General features: G+C 69.9%; 14 protein-coding genes. 9 read left to right on the top strand and 5 right to left on the bottom strand.

Annotated elements, in window-relative coordinates:
- The first annotated feature begins 14 nt into the window (after positions 1–14).
- On the top strand, positions 15–1301 hold the full coding sequence (locus ACTICP_RS06795) for a phosphotransferase (RefSeq protein ID WP_441890785.1): 1287 nt from the start codon (positions 15–17) through the stop codon (positions 1299–1301).
- Here the strand turns inward: ACTICP_RS06795 and ACTICP_RS06800 are convergent.
- Entirely contained in the window at positions 1247–4678 is a 3432-nt protein-coding gene (locus tag ACTICP_RS06800) for an ATP-dependent DNA helicase (protein WP_441890787.1), read from the bottom strand. The genes ACTICP_RS06795 and ACTICP_RS06800 overlap by 55 nt on opposite strands.
- Positions 4675–7956, bottom strand: coding sequence for an ATP-dependent helicase (locus ACTICP_RS06805; RefSeq protein ID WP_441890789.1), 3282 nt, complete (start codon positions 7954–7956; stop codon positions 4675–4677). Before ACTICP_RS06805 ends, ACTICP_RS06800 begins: the two co-directional genes overlap by 4 nt.
- A gap of 152 nt (positions 7957–8108) precedes the next feature.
- On the opposite strand from ACTICP_RS06805, the gene ACTICP_RS06810 reads away from it, so the two are divergent.
- Entirely contained in the window at positions 8109–8333 is a 225-nt protein-coding gene (locus tag ACTICP_RS06810; protein ID WP_441890790.1) for a DUF3107 domain-containing protein, read from the top strand.
- 6 nt (positions 8334–8339) lie between these two features.
- A complete protein-coding gene (locus tag ACTICP_RS06815; protein WP_441890792.1) occupies positions 8340–8627 on the top strand; it encodes a hypothetical protein in 288 nt (95 codons plus the stop codon).
- A gap of 34 nt (positions 8628–8661) precedes the next feature.
- Here the strand turns inward: ACTICP_RS06815 and ACTICP_RS06820 are convergent, their stop codons facing one another.
- Positions 8662–9372, bottom strand: coding sequence for a ferritin-like fold-containing protein (locus ACTICP_RS06820; protein WP_441890794.1), 711 nt, complete (start codon positions 9370–9372; stop codon positions 8662–8664).
- A gap of 170 nt (positions 9373–9542) precedes the next feature.
- On the opposite strand from ACTICP_RS06820, the gene ACTICP_RS06825 reads away from it, so the two are divergent.
- Entirely contained in the window at positions 9543–11060 is a 1518-nt protein-coding gene (locus ACTICP_RS06825) for a DEAD/DEAH box helicase (RefSeq protein WP_441890796.1), read from the top strand.
- Between the two features lie 10 nt (positions 11061–11070).
- On the opposite strand, the gene ACTICP_RS06830 is transcribed toward ACTICP_RS06825, so the two are convergent.
- Positions 11071–11946, bottom strand: a complete 876-nt coding sequence (locus ACTICP_RS06830) for a PHP domain-containing protein (protein ID WP_441890798.1) — start codon at positions 11944–11946, stop codon at positions 11071–11073.
- An 84-nt stretch (positions 11947–12030) separates the two neighbouring features.
- Here ACTICP_RS06830 and ACTICP_RS06835 point away from each other — a divergent pair, with 84 nt between their 5' ends.
- On the top strand, positions 12031–13047 hold the full coding sequence (locus ACTICP_RS06835) for an endonuclease/exonuclease/phosphatase family protein (RefSeq protein ID WP_441890800.1): 1017 nt from the start codon (positions 12031–12033) through the stop codon (positions 13045–13047).
- On the opposite strand, the gene ACTICP_RS06840 is transcribed toward ACTICP_RS06835, so the two are convergent.
- Complete coding sequence (locus ACTICP_RS06840; protein ID WP_441890802.1) at positions 13019–13387, bottom strand: DUF3054 domain-containing protein; 369 nt, start codon at positions 13385–13387, stop codon at positions 13019–13021. The two genes, ACTICP_RS06835 and ACTICP_RS06840, sit on opposite strands and share 29 nt — an antisense overlap.
- Positions 13388–13423: 36 nt before the next feature.
- On the opposite strand from ACTICP_RS06840, the gene ACTICP_RS06845 reads away from it, so the two are divergent.
- The 4 genes from ACTICP_RS06845 to ACTICP_RS06860 are packed head-to-tail and all read left to right on the top strand — an operon-like array spanning position 13424 to position 16054.
- Positions 13424–14836 carry an aminopeptidase P family protein gene (locus ACTICP_RS06845; protein ID WP_441890804.1) on the top strand — a complete coding sequence of 471 codons (1413 nt, stop codon included), beginning with the start codon at positions 13424–13426 and terminating at the stop codon, positions 14834–14836.
- Complete coding sequence (locus ACTICP_RS06850) at positions 14833–15444, top strand: YdcF family protein (protein ID WP_441890806.1); 612 nt, start codon at positions 14833–14835, stop codon at positions 15442–15444. Before ACTICP_RS06845 ends, ACTICP_RS06850 begins: the two co-directional genes overlap by 4 nt.
- 17 nt (positions 15445–15461) lie before the next feature.
- Entirely contained in the window at positions 15462–15713 is a 252-nt protein-coding gene (locus ACTICP_RS06855; protein WP_441890808.1) for a hypothetical protein, read from the top strand.
- The gene (locus tag ACTICP_RS06860) at positions 15710–16054 is read left to right on the top strand and encodes a type II toxin-antitoxin system PemK/MazF family toxin (protein WP_441890810.1); all 345 of its coding nucleotides are present in this window, start codon (positions 15710–15712) and stop codon (positions 16052–16054) included. The genes ACTICP_RS06855 and ACTICP_RS06860 overlap by 4 nt, the downstream gene beginning before the upstream one ends.
- The last annotated feature ends 16 nt before the right edge of the window (positions 16055–16070 follow it).

Consider the following 16070-nt stretch of genomic DNA (forward strand, 5'->3'; position numbering starts at 1 on the left):
CTAACCTGGGGATCATGGCACGGTCTCCCTTTACTCTAGCGGCGGCGGTCACAGCCGCACTGCCCGGGGCGGAGGTCGTGGGTGCGCGCTCCCTCACCGCCGACGGCGACGGACGCTTCGACTCCGCGATCGCCACACTCGCCGACGGACGCGAGCTCGCGATCAGGGTCGGCGATGACGACGAGACGTCGCGCGAGCTGGCTGCCGAGGCGATCGCCCTGCGTGCGCTGACCACCGGCGCGCGCGCGATGCTGCCGTTCCGCGTGCCGGAGTTCGTCGGCGAGACGCAGCTCTCCGAAGGGCGGGCACTCGTCGCCGACCTGCTCCCCGGCTTCCAGATCGAGGCCGGCCATGTGCCGCCCGGCCGCGGGGCGGCAAGTTCCATGGGGGCATCGATCGCCGCCGTGCACGCTCTGCCCGCGTCCGTCGTCCGCGGTGCCGGACTCACCACACGCAGCGCCGACGAGGTGCGCGCCGAGATCCGCCAGCTCGTCGACAGGGCTGCGGCCACCGGCCGCGTGCCGGCGCGTCTCACAGTGCGCTGGCGGGAAGCCGTCGAGGACGACGATCTGTGGCGGTTCGAGTCCGCCGTGATCCTGGGCGGCATCAAGGCGACATCGTTCCTCTTCGAGGACGACCCAGAACGCGGCCCCGAGGTCGTGGGCGTTCTGGACTGGCACGGGCTGTCCATCGGCGACCCCGCCGTCGATCTCGCGTGGCTGTCGTCTGCTCCGGATGCCGCCGCAGACGTGCACGCGGCCTACGCCGAAGCGTCGGACCGGACGCCGGATGCGGCGCTCGCCGTCCGTGCGCGGATGCTGGCCGAGCTCGAGTTCGCCCGCTGGCTCGTGCACGGCGATCAGCTCCGCCGGAATGACATCGTCGACGATGCGGCGACGCTCCTGGAGGCCCTCGCCGAGGGACTGCGTGAGAACGATCTGTCGGTGATCGCAGCGCGCGGCGAAGGCGTCGACTCGGCGCTGGACGCCCTGGACCGGGTGCCCGAGACGGCGGCGACCGGCACCGGCTTCTCGATGCAGACCGATGCGTACAACCCGAGCGATCTGATGCCCGAGGAGCTCGCTCCCGACGACGAGCAGGCTCCTCCCGGAGATGCGACGGAGGACCTCAGCGAGGTCGCGGATTCCGGTCTCGTCCCGGCCGTGGACGAGGTCTCGGATACCGAGGCCAACGCCGAGTCGACGACGCCGGGCGAAGTCGACGATCATGACCCGGCGGGCGAGGCTCAGCGGGCCGCCCGCGCGGCGCTCCAGCGCTGGAGCAATTCCGCTTCGGAGTAGACCCGGTCACCGCGGATGACGAGGTCGTCCGCGACGTAGTACAACGCGACATCGATCTCGTCCAGCGGCACGCCGAATCGGCGATGGTAGGCGAGGCGGTACAGCGCCAGCTGCAGCATCCGCTCCTCCTGCTCGGCAGGAGTGCGCGGCGCGCGACCGGTCTTCCAGTCGACGATCTCGATCCGCCCACCGCGATCCTCGCGGCGGTACACGGCGTCGAGCTTGCAGATCACGATGTGGCCTTCGGCGTCGACCGTGTCGGAGCCCAGCGCGAAGTCGATCTCGATCTCGACGGCGATCGGTCGGAGCCGCGCCCATTCGCTGCGCTCGAAGATGTCACGCAGCTTCTGGAGGTCGGCGTCATCGGCTGCCGAGACGCTCAGCGGATCGGGCTGCTCCTCGTCGCTGTCCCAGAGCGCGGCGTCGGCACTCGGTCCGGCCCCGACGAGACCGGAGCGATGCTCCACCCAGGCATGGAAGAGGGTGCCCAGCCGGGTCTGCCGATACGGACGCTCTGGCATGGGCCGGGCGAGTTCACGGACGGTGCCGTCGAAGTCGGTGACGTAATCCTTGAACCGGGATGCCGGCACCCGCGTCGGCGGGTCTGCCACGGTGCCGCGCTGGCGTTCCGCGCGCTCGGCGAGCAGCCGTTCGAGCTGCGGGGTCGGCGCTGGCGGTTCGCCCTGGAGCGCAGCACGCACTTCGGTCGCTGCGGCCTCGACCTTCCCGCGGCGCCCCCCGAGCGGGTCGAGCGGCCACACCGTGGTCTTGCCCTCGCCCTCGTAAGGGTTTTCTTCGGCGTCGACCTCGGCCACCGGTTCCGCTCCGAGGACCTCGAAGGCCTCGAGCAGGTACGGTCCGGCGGTCCGCGGCTTCTTCTGCCCGGCCCAGTGCGAGCCGGTGAGCAGCAGGTCGGTGCGGGCGCGGGTCACCGCGACGTACGCCAGCCGTCGTTCCTCCTGCTGCTGGTAGGCCCGGTAGGCATCCTTGAAAACGATGATCGCCCCGGGAGCGGTCTTGCTCCTGCTGGTGAGCGAGGCGACCCCGGCTTTGAGTCGCTTGGCCGGATCCGGCTCATCGTCTGTCGGCGGCATCCACGAGAACGTCGGCAGAGCGTCGCTGTCTCCGCGGAGTGCGAACGGCAGCACGCCGAATCCGAACCATCCGGAGGTGTCCGTCGGCCTCGACGGCAGTTCCCCCTCCACCATGCGCACGACGGCCACGGCATCCCATTCGAGTCCTTTGGACCCGTGGACCGTGAGCAGCTGCACGACACCGGGTTCGGGCGGCTCGGGGCGCGGCATCAGCTCGTCGGTGCTCTCGGCCTTGTCGAGCCAGGCGAGCAGGCTCCCGATCGTGCCGCGCTCGTCGGCGGCGAGAAAGGTGCGCACCTCGTCGGTGAAGGCCCGCAACTGCGTGGTCGCGACGCGGGCGGGGCCGCGCGTCTCGTTCGCGGCCAGTTCGATATCGAGCCGCAGCTCCCCCTCGATGAGCCGGATGAGCTCGGGGATCGGCTGCGCCGCGGCCCGGCGCAGCCTCTCGAGCATCTCTCCCGCCGCGCGGATCCGGGCGCGGCCCTCCGGGGTGATCTGCTCGAGCAGCCGGTAGTCGTCGCGCAGCCCGCGGACCACGTCGACGGCATCCACGATCGACACCGCCTCGTCCGCGCCGCGTGAGGTGCGGATGCGGGCGCGCAGCTCGTCCGGCAGGGGCAGCAGTCCACTGTCGCGACGTGCGAGTTCTCCGGCCAGGTCGTACAGCGCCCCCATGTCGGCGACGCCGAGGCCGAAGCGCGGCCCGACCAGCAGGCGGATCAGTGCCGACCCCGCGTTCGGATCGTGGATCACCCGCAGCGTCGAGACGACATCGACGACCTCGGGGGTCGCGAGCAGCCCGCCGAGCCCGAGGATGCGATGCGGGATGCCACGGGCGGCGAGCGCCTCGGCGAAGGTCTGCATGTGCCGTTTGGATCGGAACAGGATCGCCCCCGTGTGCGGCTTCTCGGGGTCGGTGTGCGCGGCGCGGCGCTCTTCGAACCATTCGGCGACTTCGGCGGCCTCGTCGTGCACGGTGAACGGATACCGCGTCTCGACCCGGCCGGGGCCTGCTCCAGGCCGGGCACCGAGCGGCGGCACGTCGAGCCCTGGTCGCTGGAGCGGCTCGAGAATGCGGTTGGCGATGTCGAGGATCGCACTGTCGTTGCGCCAGCTGGTCATCAGGCTGAAGGTGTGCGCGGGCTGCTCGTGGGCGAAGGTGCGCGCGAAGGCGTAGAGGTTGTCGGCACTGGCGCCGCGCCAGCCGTAGATCGACTGGTGCGGGTCGCCCACGGCCATCACGGCGGAGTCGCCGAAAACGGCCGCCAGAAATCGGGTCTGGATCACCGACGTGTCCTGGTACTCGTCGAGCAGAACGACCCGGTGCTGCTCACGCAGATCGGCACGCACATCCGGTGACGACTCGACGATGTCGAACGCGCCGCTGACCTGATCGGCGAAGTCGAGCACACCACGACGGAGCTTCTCGGACATGTACTCGCGTGCCAGTGCGGCGAGGGTCGGGAGGGCGAGCAGGTTGTCCGCCGCCTTGGCGACCTCGGGCTGGCTGCGATACGGCTCGAAGGCCGCGGCCTGCTCCCGTGCGATCCGCTCGGCGCGCGCGAGGTCGGCCCGGTGGTCGAGCGCCGCACCGGCGAGGCGCTGCACGGCGTCGACGACGGTGGCGACCGACAGCTCGATGTCTTCGAGCTGCGGCAGGTCGGCGCGCAGCACGACCTCGCGCGCCAGCATCCACGACGCCGCCTGGCTGAGCATCGCGACGTCGGAGTCGCGCCCGATCCGGGCGGCGTGCTCACGCACGATCGAGTCGGCGAAGGCGTTGTACGTCGAGACCCGCGGGCGGATCAGCATCTCCTCCGCGGTGCGCGGGGCCGCGGCATCTGCATCGGTGCCGTACTGGGCGACCAGCCCGTCGAGCACCTGTGCCCGCACACCCGGGCGCACAGCGGGGTCTGCGGCGCTGATGCGGGCGAGGGCTCCAGACGCCACGATCTCGGGGATGTGCGGAAGCAGACCGCGCCGCCCGAACTCGTCGATCACCGCCAGGCGCGCACCGATCCGCTCGGCGAGCTCACCCGCGGCCTTGCGGGTGAAAGTGAGGCCGAGGATCTCGTCCGGGCGGACGTGCCCGTTCGCGACGAGCCAGACGACGCGGCCCGACATCGTCTCGGTCTTGCCGCTGCCCGCGCCCGCCACGACGAGCGCCGGGGTGGGCGGAGCCTCGATGACGCGCTGCTGGGCCGCTGTCGGCGGTGGCTGCCCCAGCGCTGCGGCGATGTCCAGGGCGGAGAGCCCCGGACCGCTCTCGCTCCACGCCGTCATGCGCTCACTGCCGGAACGGTATGGATGCGGCAGGGCTGGACGCGCCACTGCACATCGGCGCAGTGCGCCTCGACGTGGGCGGTGAAGCTGCCCGCGGACATGCCTCTGGCGGCATCGGCGAGTCGGTTCAGGAATCGCGCGCGCCCCTCGCCCTCGAGGGTGTGCTGGTGGGCGACGCGGTATGAGCTTCCCGACAGCGTCTTCGAGACGATCAGCAGCCGTGCGCCGGTGAGCGCCTCCGGCAGAGCGTCGGCGATGAGCCCCTGTTCCACGGCGATCTGGTAGGCCGCGAGCTGAGCGTGATCCTCGACCTTGGCGTCGGACTCGGGTTCGTATTTCCCGGTCTTCAGATCCACGACCACGACGCGCTCGCCGTTCGCGCCGGCGCCCATCGTCGCGGCGCCGTTGCCCCGGGCGGCCGCGTGCTCGCCCGAGCCGGTCGGATACATCTCGACCCGGTCGATGAAGCCGTGCACGACGGCCCGCCCCGGCCCGTTCGCCTCTTCGCCGACGCGCACAGCGGGAACGGCGTCTGTGCGATCACCCGCGGTGTCCACGTCGACGGCGAAGCGGAACTCGACCTCGCTGGCGAGCACCCGGCCGCCGTCCCTGGCGACCTCGCCCAGATAGTCGTGCAGTCGGTCGACGTACAAGTCTGCCCGGCGTCGCTCCTTGCGGCTGATCCACTCGGTCTCGAAATCGAGCTCGCCCCAATGCTCGGCGACGACGGCCCGCATCCGTTCGATCTCACCGTCGGGCGTCTTCTCCATCGCCTCGTGGATGATCGTCCCGATCCCCGCCGAGGCTGGGAGAACCGTGTCGCCCCCGAGTGCCGAGATCGCCCAGTGCAGCTCGCACTCCTCGAACGACTCCATCCGCGACGGCGACACCCGCGCGCCCTCGACGGCGAGATCGCGCAGCGGAGCGGCGGTCGATGGCCCTGCCGTGCCGTACCACTCGGCGGGATCAGCACCGGGTACGCCCTCGCGCGCGAGCACAGCCAGCTGATCGGCCGACTCCGCACGGACGGCAGGGGCGGACGCGCTCGTGAGCGTGCGGCGGTGCCGCGCGACCAGCCCGCGGAGCGTGAGGGGATGCTCGGCAGCAGGGTGATCGGATGCCGGCGGCGGCTCCGGCAGAAAGGCGAAGAAGGGGCTCGGACCGGTGTCATCGTCGTCGACGGCTGTGACGAGCGTCCGGGATCGCGCGCGGGACACCGCCCGCACGAACAGACGGAGTTCGTCGTGCAGAGCGTCGCGGCGCCGGTCGAGAACGCCGGGGTTCGCGGCCGGGGTGCCGGTGCGGGCCGCCGTCACGGCATCGGCCAGGCGCCACGTCTCGAGCAGTCCGCCGCGCAAGCGGGTGTTCGGCCAGACGCCGTCCTGCACACCGGCGACGACGACCGTCTCGAACTGGGTGCCCAGAGCCGTCGCCGGGGTGAGCAGCGTGACGAGACCGGGCCGATCGGGTGTGGACAGCGAGTCCTCCGGCACCTCGCTGTCGAGGATGTCGCGGACGAAGGCCTCGGGCTTCTCATGGGGGGTGCGCTCGACGAAGCGCTTGGCGGCGTCGAACAGTGCGACCAGGGCGTCGAGTGCTCGGGCGGTGTCACCACCGCCGGGCTGCTCGGCGGCAGCCTGCCAGTGCCGGGCGAGCGGAGAACCGTCGAGGGCGCGCGCCCGATCCCAGATGCGCCAGAGCAGCTCGTGGATCGTCTCCCCCGCCTCGGCCGCCGCGGCCGTCTCGGCGATCGTGGTGGCGAAGCGTGCGGCGGTGCGGGCCTCCGGTGCATCGATGAACGTGAAGTGCGCGGGAAACGCCATCGCCTGCCGCAGCAGCTCGGATGCCGGGGTCGATCCGCCGTCGGCGAGCTCCACATGCCGCAGGCGTGCGCGCAGGCGTCTGAGACCAACAGCATCCAGCCCGCCGAACGGCGAGCGCAGCGCGTCGACGAGGTCTTCGGCTGTGCGCTCGTCGGCCGGCTGCAAGGCGAGGCGCACGACGCTCACGATGTCGCGGACGACGCCCTCGCTGCCCAGCGGGCGCTGCACGCCGGCGGCCCGCGTCGGCACCTCGCGCGCGGCGAGCTCGGTCTCCAGCGACGTCACCTGCCGGGTGTCATGCGCGATGACCGCCATATCGCTCCAGGCGATGCCAGCGCTGAGATGCCAGTCGCGGAGGGTGCCGGCGATCCGGTCGACTTCTTCATACGGTGAGGATGCCAGAAACGTGCGCACCGCCGGGTCCGGCGACTCCGGTGCTGGCCCGGGCGGACGTCGGTGCTCGACGCGGCCGGCGACGCCGATCGCCTGCGTGACGGTGCGAGTGAGATCGGTGAGTGCGGGATTCTGCCGGTGCGCGGTGTCGAGGACGAACACGTCCGCGAGCAGCCCGGAGAGCTCATGGAACAGTTGCGGGCTCGCGCCGCGGAAGGCGCCGGATGAGATGTCGGGGTCGCCGAATGCCATCACGGCGATGCCGCGCGCACGCAGCGCCCGCACGAGCGTGATCCCGCCGCGAGTGAGCTCCTGCGCATCGTCGATCAGCACGACGCGCAGAGCCGCGAGCGGACCGAGAGTCGCGGCATCCGCGTCGCGCAGGATCGCCGCGGCTTCACTGACGAGATCGGCGGCGTCGCGGTAGGCGGTGCGCATGCCGGCGAGCACCGTACGGTACTCGTCGATGAACGTGCCGGCGGCCGCCCAGACCACCCGATCCGAGCGCTGGAGCTCATCGGGCAGCACGCCGAGTTCGGTGCACTCGCTGAGGAAAGCGCGCAGCTCGGAGCGGAACTCCTTCGACGCCCGCACGCCCGGGGGCAACGAGTCCGGCCAGCGACTCAGCATGCCGTGCTGCTCATCGTCGGCGTCACCGGCGAGCAGATCGGCGATGATGCGATCCTGATCGGCTCCGGTGAGCAGCGCCGGCGGCTCGTCGCCCGCGTGCACCATCGCACCGCGCACGACCTGGAACGCGAACGACCCCAGCGAGCGGGCGAGCGGACCGGGCGTGGCATGGCCGATGCGCACGCCGATGCGATCACGCAGAACCGTGGCCGCCTGGCGGCTCGGGGTGAGGACGAGCACCTCCTCGGGCAGCAGCTCCCGCTCCCCCACGAGGGAGACGACGCGGTCCGCGAGGGTGGACGTCTTGCCGGTCCCCGGCGCGCCGATGACGACCCCGGATGCCGCCACGGGTGCGTCGACGACGGCGCGCTGCCCGGCATCCCGTTCTCTGCTGGCGGCGCCCTGGGCTCTGCTGGCGGCGCCTCGGGTCATGGCATCCACGGTATCGGCCGCCGACGACATCGCCGGCCGGCGGCGCGCCCGGCTGGCGTGTGCGCCCAGGGCGAAACCGGTCGCGCAGCCGATCCGTCGTCGCAGCCCCCGGGGTAGAGTCGTCTCAGTCCCCGAATCTTCAAGGAGCACGCGTGGAAATCCGCATCGGCATCATCAACACCGGCCGCGAGCTGAACTTCGAAACCGCCACCGGCGCAGAGGAGATCCGCACCCAGGTGGCAGCCGCTCTCGAGCAGAACGCCGCCCACGTGAGCTTCATCGACGTCAAGGGCAACTCGTACATCGTGCCGACTGCGAACCTCGCCTACATCGAACTGGGCACCGAGGAGTCTCGTCGCGTCGGCTTCGTCGCCTGACCCGAGATGTACATCCTCCTCGCCCTGATCGCCGCGTGCGCTCTCGGCATCGCCGTGCACTATCTCATCCCGCAGCGTGAACTGCGCGGGGTGATCGTCGTGCCCGCGGTGGCGACGGCGGTGTCAGCGATGATCTACACGATCATGCAGTGGACGGGCGTCGGCCAGGACAATGGATGGCTCTGGCTGGTGAGCATCGTCGGCGCCGTGGTGATCGCCGCTGCGGCAGGCGTCATGATCACCGCCGCCCGGCGCCGATCGGATGCCGCCAAGCGCACAGCACTCGGCATCTGACTTCGAGGGCATCTGTCCTCGAGCGGGCCGTCGGCTACGCGGCCAGCCCCATCGCGTCCATGCGGCGCGCGTGCGCGCCCATCAGCTCGGTGTACACCGGCTCGACGCGCTCTTCATCCGTGGCCAGGCGTTCGGTGCGCAGTCCCTGGCGCGCCACCAGCACGGTCTCCCCGACCAGGCGGCGCGCCCACATCGACAGCAGCGAGCGCCATTCGCCGTCGCTCTCGATGGTGCGCCGGAGGATCGCGACGATCTCACCGGTGTCGTCGTCCTCGCGCAGGATGTCGGCGACACGCGCACCGGTCGTGCCGTAGCTGGAGGCCAGGGCGAGGTAAAAGTCATCCAGCATCCCTGCCGTGGTGTACACGGCGAGCAGCGTCTCACGGGGGCGGACGCCGATGGTCTTGCGGCGGAACGCGTCGAGGTTCTCCCGGAACGGCAGCATGAGCTCGGTGGGGTCGTCGCCCTGAGCGCGGATGACGTCAACGATGCCGCGGTGCTTGCTCAGCGCCGCGCCGGCCGCACGCGTCAGCGCCTGCTTCTCGTCGAGCTCGGGCGTCGCGCGGATCAGCCGGGTGAGCGTCTCGAAGTACCCCAGCTGCAGATACGCCGCCTGCCCCAGGAAACGATCCAGCTCGGGGGCGAGCTCGGCGAAATCGACGCGCATCGCACCGCCCTCGTCGCCGCGGCTGCGCAGCGCCAGAGTGCGTCGGGGCTTGTCTCGCTGCCAGAACCACTTCACCACGGAATCAGACTACCTGCGAGCGCGGATCCCCGTGATTCGCCACCCCTCGGGTAGGCTGGAGGCGTCCTGCCGTCGGAGCAGGGCGCCGCGCCTGTGGCACAAGAGACGGCGTGGATCCGTGACGTGGCGGCTCGCATCTTCGCAAGGCCGCCGGACAGGCAACATAACAAGTGACTTCTTTCGCTGATCTCGGTATCGATCAGGACATCCTCGACGCGCTGGCCGCGAAGGGCATCGTCGACGCTTTCCCCATTCAGGAACAGACCATCCCCCTCGGCCTTCCCGGCCAGGACATCATCGGCCAGGCCAAGACCGGAACGGGCAAGACCTTCGGCTTCGGCATCCCGGTCGTCCAGCGGCTCGGCAAAGACCCGGAACACGGTGTGAAGGCGCTCATCGTCGTGCCGACCCGTGAGCTCGCCGTGCAGGTGTACGAAGACATCGACCTGCTCACCTCGAACCGCTCCACGAGCGTCGTCGCCATCTACGGCGGAAAAGCGTACGAGGGGCAGATCGACCAGCTCAAGGCCGGCGCGCAGATCGTCGTCGGCACGCCCGGTCGCCTCATCGACCTGGCCGGACAGCGCCTGCTCGATCTCTCGAACGCGACCGAGGTCGTACTCGACGAGGCCGACAAGATGCTCGACCTCGGTTTCCTCGCCGACATCGAGAAGATCTTCCAGAAGGTGCCGGCCGTTCGCCACACCCAGCTGTTCTCGGCGACGATGCCCGGGCCGATCGTCGCCCTCGCGCGCCGCTTCATGTCGAGCCCGATCCACATCCGCGCGAACGACCCCGATGAGGGCCTCATGCAGGCCAACATCAAGCACCTCGTCTACCGCGCGCACTCGATGGACAAGGACGAGGTCATCGCCCGCATCCTGCAGTCCGAGGGACGAGGCAAGACCGTGATCTTCACCCGCACGAAGCGTGCGGCCCAGCGTCTCGTCGATGAACTCGGCGACCGTGGATTCAACGTCGGCGGTGTGCACGGCGACATGGGTCAGGAGCAGCGCGAACGCTCGATGGCGGCGTTCAAGGCGGGAAAGCGCGATGTTCTCGTCGCCACGGATGTCGCCGCGCGAGGCATCGATGTCGACGACGTCACGCACGTGATCAACCACACGATCCCCGATGAGGACAAGACGTACCTGCACCGCGCTGGTCGCACCGGCCGCGCGGGAAAGACCGGCATCGCGGTCACCTTCGTCGACTGGGAGGACCTGCACAAGTGGGCCCTCATCAACCGCGCCCTGGACTTCGGTCAGCCCGAGCCCGTCGAGACGTATTCGTCGAGCCCGCACCTGTTCGAGGATCTCAACATCCCCGAGGGCACCAAGGGTCGTCTGACCACGGCGCCGAAGGCGGAGAAGCCCGCTTCCGAGCGCCGCCAGCGTCAGCCGCAGAAGGCTGCGGATGCTGCGGCCGAGGGCACCGATGAGGGCACCACGCGCCGCCGTCGCCGTCGTCGCCGTGGCGGCTCTGCCGGTGCGGTCGGATCGACGTTCACCGAGGGTGCCGAGACTTCGGCCGCCCGAGGATCGGATGCGCCGACTGCGGACCGCGACGCCGAAGGCGCCGGTACCCACGACGGCGATGCCACCAGCGAGCACCGCGACGGCAAGTCCGCCCCGCAGCGCCGTCGCCGTCGCCGCCGTTCCGGCGGTGCTGCGCCGGCTGGCGCCTGAGCTTCGCGGGTCACGCCCCCGGGTAGCGGGGGCGTGTTCCTGACGCCTGGGCGATGATTCGGGAGACCATCTCGTCGGCGGTGGTGTTCTCGCCGGGCAGGTTGGGCTTGCCGGCGCCGTGGTAATCGCTCGAGCCGGTGACGATCAGGTCGTGCTTCGCGGCGAGCGTGCGCAACGTGCGCTTTCCTGCCTCCGTGTTCTCACGGTGCTCGATCTCGAACCCGCCGAGCCCCGCGGCGATCAGCTGCTCGATGAAGGCCACCGGCATCATTCGGTCGCGCCCGGAGGTCACCGGGTGGGCGATGATCGCCACTCCCCCCGCCCCGGTGATCAGCCGGACGGCCGTGAGCGGATCCGGCGCGTAGTGCGGCTCGTAGTACCCCTCGCGCGGATGCAGGATGCCGTCGAACGCCTCCGACCGATCGCGGACGATGCCGCGGGCGACGAGGGCGTCTGCGATGTGCGGGCGGCCGACCGTGGCATCTGCCGTCGTCTGTGCGAGCACATCCGACCACGACAGTTCGTAGTCGCGGCCGATGTTGCGGACGATGCGCTCGGCGCGACCGACCCGGTCGTCGCGGATGCGGTCGGTCTCGGCGCGCAGCGCCGTGTTCTCGGGATCGAACAGGTACCCGAGCACGTGCACGCTGCGCCACTGATGCTTCGCAGACAGTTCCATGCCCGGGATGAATGTCATTCCGAGGGATGCCGTGACCTCTGCCGCCTCGTCCCATCCGGTCGTGCGATCGTGGTCGGTGAGGGCGAGTGTGCGGATGCCGTGCGCGTGCGCCTGGCGGACGACCTCAGCGGGGCTCTCGGTGCCGTCGGAGTGGTTCGAGTGCAGATGCAGATCGTTGGGTCCTGCGAACATCTGCACGTCGGTCATAATCCGACCATACTGCCGCAGACACGGGCTGGGGCGGAGCCCCCGCGGCAGGTGATTCACAGCGTGCGCCCGTAGGCTCGGGGGGTGTTTCGTCTGCTGGGGATCCTCATCACGGTGCTCTTCGCGATCGCATCGGCGATCGTGGTGTGGCCGCAGTTCTTCGACCTCGAGCAGACCTTCCCGTTCGCGCAGTTGGTCGCCGTCCGCGGGCTCGTCCTGGCCGCTTTCCTCGCGATCGCGGTGCTGTCACTGCTGCTGCTGTTCGCCCGGCCGCTGCGGGGATTCGCAGCATCTATTCTCATCGTCGCGCTGCTCGCCGCAGCGGCCACCGGAGCGATCGGCGCAGTGCGCGGATTCGGCACTGGCACTCTGCCGGAGAAGACCGATGCGAGCGTGCGCGTGTTGACTTGGAACACGGCGGGCGAGGCCGTCAGCGCCGAGACGATCGCCGATTCGATCCTCACGCAGGAGGTCGACATCGTGACCCTGCCGGAGACCGCGGAATCGGTCGGCGAGCGCATCGCGGTCATGCTGCGCGAACAGGGCCACCCGATGTGGGTGCACCACGTGCAGTTCGGCAACGTCGAGAACGGCCCGCAGGCGTGGGAGACGACGATCCTGATCTCGCCGGAGCTCGGCGAGTACTCGGTGATCGCGTCGTCGCAGGACGGCAGCAGCAATACCAGTTCGGTGCCGAGCGCCGTCGCGATGCCGCTGAACGGCACCGGCCCCACGATCGTGGCGGTCCACGCCGTCGCACCGCGCGTCGAGGCGATGGTGCGCTGGCAGTCAGACCTGAAATGGATCGCCGATCAATGCCCGGAGGGCGACTTCATCCTCGCCGGCGACTTCAACGCGACCCTCGACCACATGGCCGGACTCGGCACAGCGGGCGGCGATATGGGCCACTGCCGCGATGTGGCCGCACGCACGGGAACGGGCACCACCGGCACCTGGCCCGCTGAGTATCCGGAGCTCGTCGGCGCGCCGATCGACCACGTCATGGCCAGTCAGAACTGGAACCCGACCGGTTCGCTCGTGCTCGACGCCGCAGGTTCCGACCACCGTGCCCTCATCGCGCAGCTCGAGCCGGCCGGCTGAGCCGACGCACGAGCGCGAGCACCGCGCGCCACCCGAGCAGGAACAGCGCCAGGGTGAGCGTGGCGACGATGATGAACGGCAGTGCCGTCCCCTGGCCGCTCACCGCACGCAGTCCGAGGCCCAGCACCAACGTGACGGCCCAGACGACCAGGCCCGGGAGCATCCGCTCGGCCCGCACCCGGCGCGCCAACAGCACGACATGGGCGACGAGGGCCGCGACGACGAACGGCCAGATCGTGTTCACCAGCCCGGGCAGATCGCTGAAGATGCCCTCGGCGTGCGAGAGCCGCCCGATCACGCAGAACACGATCACGAGCACGAGATCGACGAGAATCACCACACTCCCCACCCTACGCAGGAGTGAGAGACTGGAGGTATGAGCACCGCAGAGAACGAGACGATCGAAGAGGCCCCCGTCACGAACCGCAAACAGCCGTTCCCGCGCGGATTCCTCGACACGATCTCGACCGGATGGGCCGACCGCCCGGAGTCGCTGCCCAGCGCGCGCCCGCAGGCCGCGTTCGCCGCCGCCCGGCGCGCAAAGGTGTCGGCCGCGTTCCCCGGCAAGCGCGTCGTGATCGAAGCGGGTTCGCTGAAGCAGCGCAGCAATGACACCGACTACCCGTTCCGCGCGCACTCCGCGTTCGCGCACCTCACGGGGTGGGCCGCAGACACCGAGCCCGACTCCGTGCTGGTGTTCGAACCGAGTTCCGCAGCGGCTGGCGGCGGCGGGCACGACGTGACCCTGTACTTCCGCGAGCGCGCCGACCGCACCACGACCGAGTTCTACGCGGACGCCACGGTCGGCGAGTTCTGGATCGGCCCGCGCCCCTCGCTCGCCGGGGTCGCCGCCGACCTGGCCGTCGCGACCGACCACCTCGCTGCCTTCGGCGCGACCAATGACGATCTCACGCTGGCGGATGCCGAGCTGGAGCGCTTCGTCTCGGAGCTGCGTCTGGTGAAGGACGAGTACGAGATCGCCGAGATGCGTCGCGCGGTCGAGATCACCGCACGCGGGTTCGACGACATCATCACCGCTCTGCCGGATGCTGCCCAGCACGCCCGCGGCGAGCGCGTCGTCGAGGGCGTCTTCCACCGCCGTGCCCGTGAAGACGGCAACGGCGAGGGATACGACACCATTTCGGCCTCCGGCCCGCACGCCTGCTACCTGCACTGGACGCGCAACGACGGCGCCGTGATCCCCGGCGATCTCATCCTCGTGGATGCCGGTGTCGAGGCAGACAGCCTGTACACCGCCGACATCACCCGCACGTTGCCCGTGAACGGCACCTTCTCGGACGTGCAGCGACGCGTCTACGACACGGTGCTCGAAGCTGCGGATGCCGCGTTCGCGGTAGCCCGGCCCGGTGTGAAGTTCCGCGAGGTTCACGAGGCCGCGATGGCCGTGATCGCCGCACGCACGGCCGAGTGGGGCATTCTGCCGGTCACCGCAGACGAGGCGCTGGATGCCGATGCGGGCGGCCAGCACCGCCGTTACATGGTGCACGGCACGTCTCATCACCTCGGAATCGATGTGCACGACTGCGCGCAGGCCCGTCGCGAGATGTACTACGACGGCGTACTGGAGGCAGGGATGGTTTTCACGATCGAGCCCGGCCTGTACTTCCAGATCGACGACCTCACCGTGCCGGAAGAGCTGCGCGGCATCGGCGTGCGCATCGAAGACGACATCCTGATGACGGCTGAGGGCCCGGTGAATCTGTCGGCCGACATTCCGCGCACGGCCGACGAGGTCGAGGCATGGATCGAGCGGGGTTCGAAGGCTTGAGCGGTTCCGGCCACCTCACGCGTCGCCTGTTCTGGACCGGCTTCGCCGCGTACACGGCGTTGGCCGCGTGGGCCGAGTTCGTGAACTGGCGTTCGAGTTGGCGGATGCTGGGCATACCCGCGCCCGTCACCGCCGAACGCCCGGCTACCGAAGCTGTCGTCGTGCTCGGCTACGGCAATCACGGTGAGAGCGCGAACTTCGTCAATCGCTATCGTGTGCGCGCCAGCATCCGCTCGATCGACCGGGACGCCGACACCACGGTCGTGATGTGCGGCGGCACGGTGGAGGGCGACACTCCGGAGGCGGTCATCATGGAGCGCTTCGCCCGCGAGGAGCTCGACTACACCGGGCGTATCGTCCTCGAACCGAGCAGCCGCTCGACGTGGGAGAACATCGAGAACGCGATCCCGCTCATCGAGCACGCCGACGTCATCAAGATCGTCTCGAACTCGCCGCACGCCGAAGTCGGTCGGGAGTATCTGCGGCAGCAGCGCCCCGACCTCGCCGATCGCCTCGTCCGCGCTGACGAGCACCGACTCGGTGAGATCGTGCCGATGAAGATCGGGGCGGCACTGCGGCTCATGTTGTTCCGTTGGCAGCACCGCTGACGCGGTATACTCAAAGTATGACAACGACGATCAAGGTGAACGATGAGCTCCGCGATCGGCTCAAGGACCAGGCGGCACGGGAAGGGCTCACGCTCGGCGCGCATCTCTCGCGACTTGCGGATGCCGAGGACCGCCGCCTTCGCCTGCAAACGCTGAAGACCGCGATCGCGAACACATCCCCATCGAATGCCGGTTCGCACGCCGCAGAGTCGGCGGAGTGGGAACGCACCGAGTTGACTGACGCAGAGTCTTCAGATTCGGGCGCATGACGAGGCGCGAGTTCGCGCCCGGCATGGTGGCCTGGGCGGCTCTTGAGCCGGTGCGCGGCCGCGAGCAGGGCGGACACCGCCCGGTACTCGTCGTCGCATCCGCCGGATACCTGGATGCTGTGACGACGCTGGTCATCGCGCTTCCGATCACGACGACGGACCGCGGCTGGCCCAATCACGTTCGAGTCGAGGGCCCGAGCGGCCTGGAGCGGCCGTCCTGGATCATGACGGAACAGCCGCGAACGCTCTCACGCGAGCGCCTGACCGGAGGCGCGGGAAGCGTCTCGGCTGTCTGCCTCGCATCCGTGCGGACATGGCTCGGCGACTTCCTCGATCTGTGACGCTCCGCGCTTCTGT

This window comes from Microbacterium sp. (assembly GCF_052102115.1).
GTDB lineage: Bacteria > Actinomycetota > Actinomycetes > Actinomycetales > Microbacteriaceae > Microbacterium.

What these genes read in the sequence shown, in the direction of transcription:
- ACTICP_RS06845 (WP_441890804.1), top strand. Translation starts at nt 13,424, where the DNA reads ATGAGCACCGCAGAGAACGAGACGATCGAAGAGGCCCCCGTCACGAAC.
- ACTICP_RS06830 (WP_441890798.1), bottom strand. Translation starts at nt 11,946, where the DNA reads ATGACCGACGTGCAGATGTTCGCAGGACCCAACGATCTGCATCTGCAC.
- ACTICP_RS06855 (WP_441890808.1), top strand. Translation starts at nt 15,462, where the DNA reads ATGACAACGACGATCAAGGTGAACGATGAGCTCCGCGATCGGCTCAAG.
- ACTICP_RS06800 (WP_441890787.1), bottom strand. Translation starts at nt 4,678, where the DNA reads ATGACGGCGTGGAGCGAGAGCGGTCCGGGGCTCTCCGCCCTGGACATC.
- ACTICP_RS06805 (WP_441890789.1), bottom strand. Translation starts at nt 7,956, where the DNA reads ATGACCCGAGGCGCCGCCAGCAGAGCCCAGGGCGCCGCCAGCAGAGAA.
- ACTICP_RS06815 (WP_441890792.1), top strand. Translation starts at nt 8,340, where the DNA reads ATGTACATCCTCCTCGCCCTGATCGCCGCGTGCGCTCTCGGCATCGCC.
- ACTICP_RS06860 (WP_441890810.1), top strand. Translation starts at nt 15,710, where the DNA reads ATGACGAGGCGCGAGTTCGCGCCCGGCATGGTGGCCTGGGCGGCTCTT.
- ACTICP_RS06795 (WP_441890785.1), top strand. Translation starts at nt 15, where the DNA reads ATGGCACGGTCTCCCTTTACTCTAGCGGCGGCGGTCACAGCCGCACTG.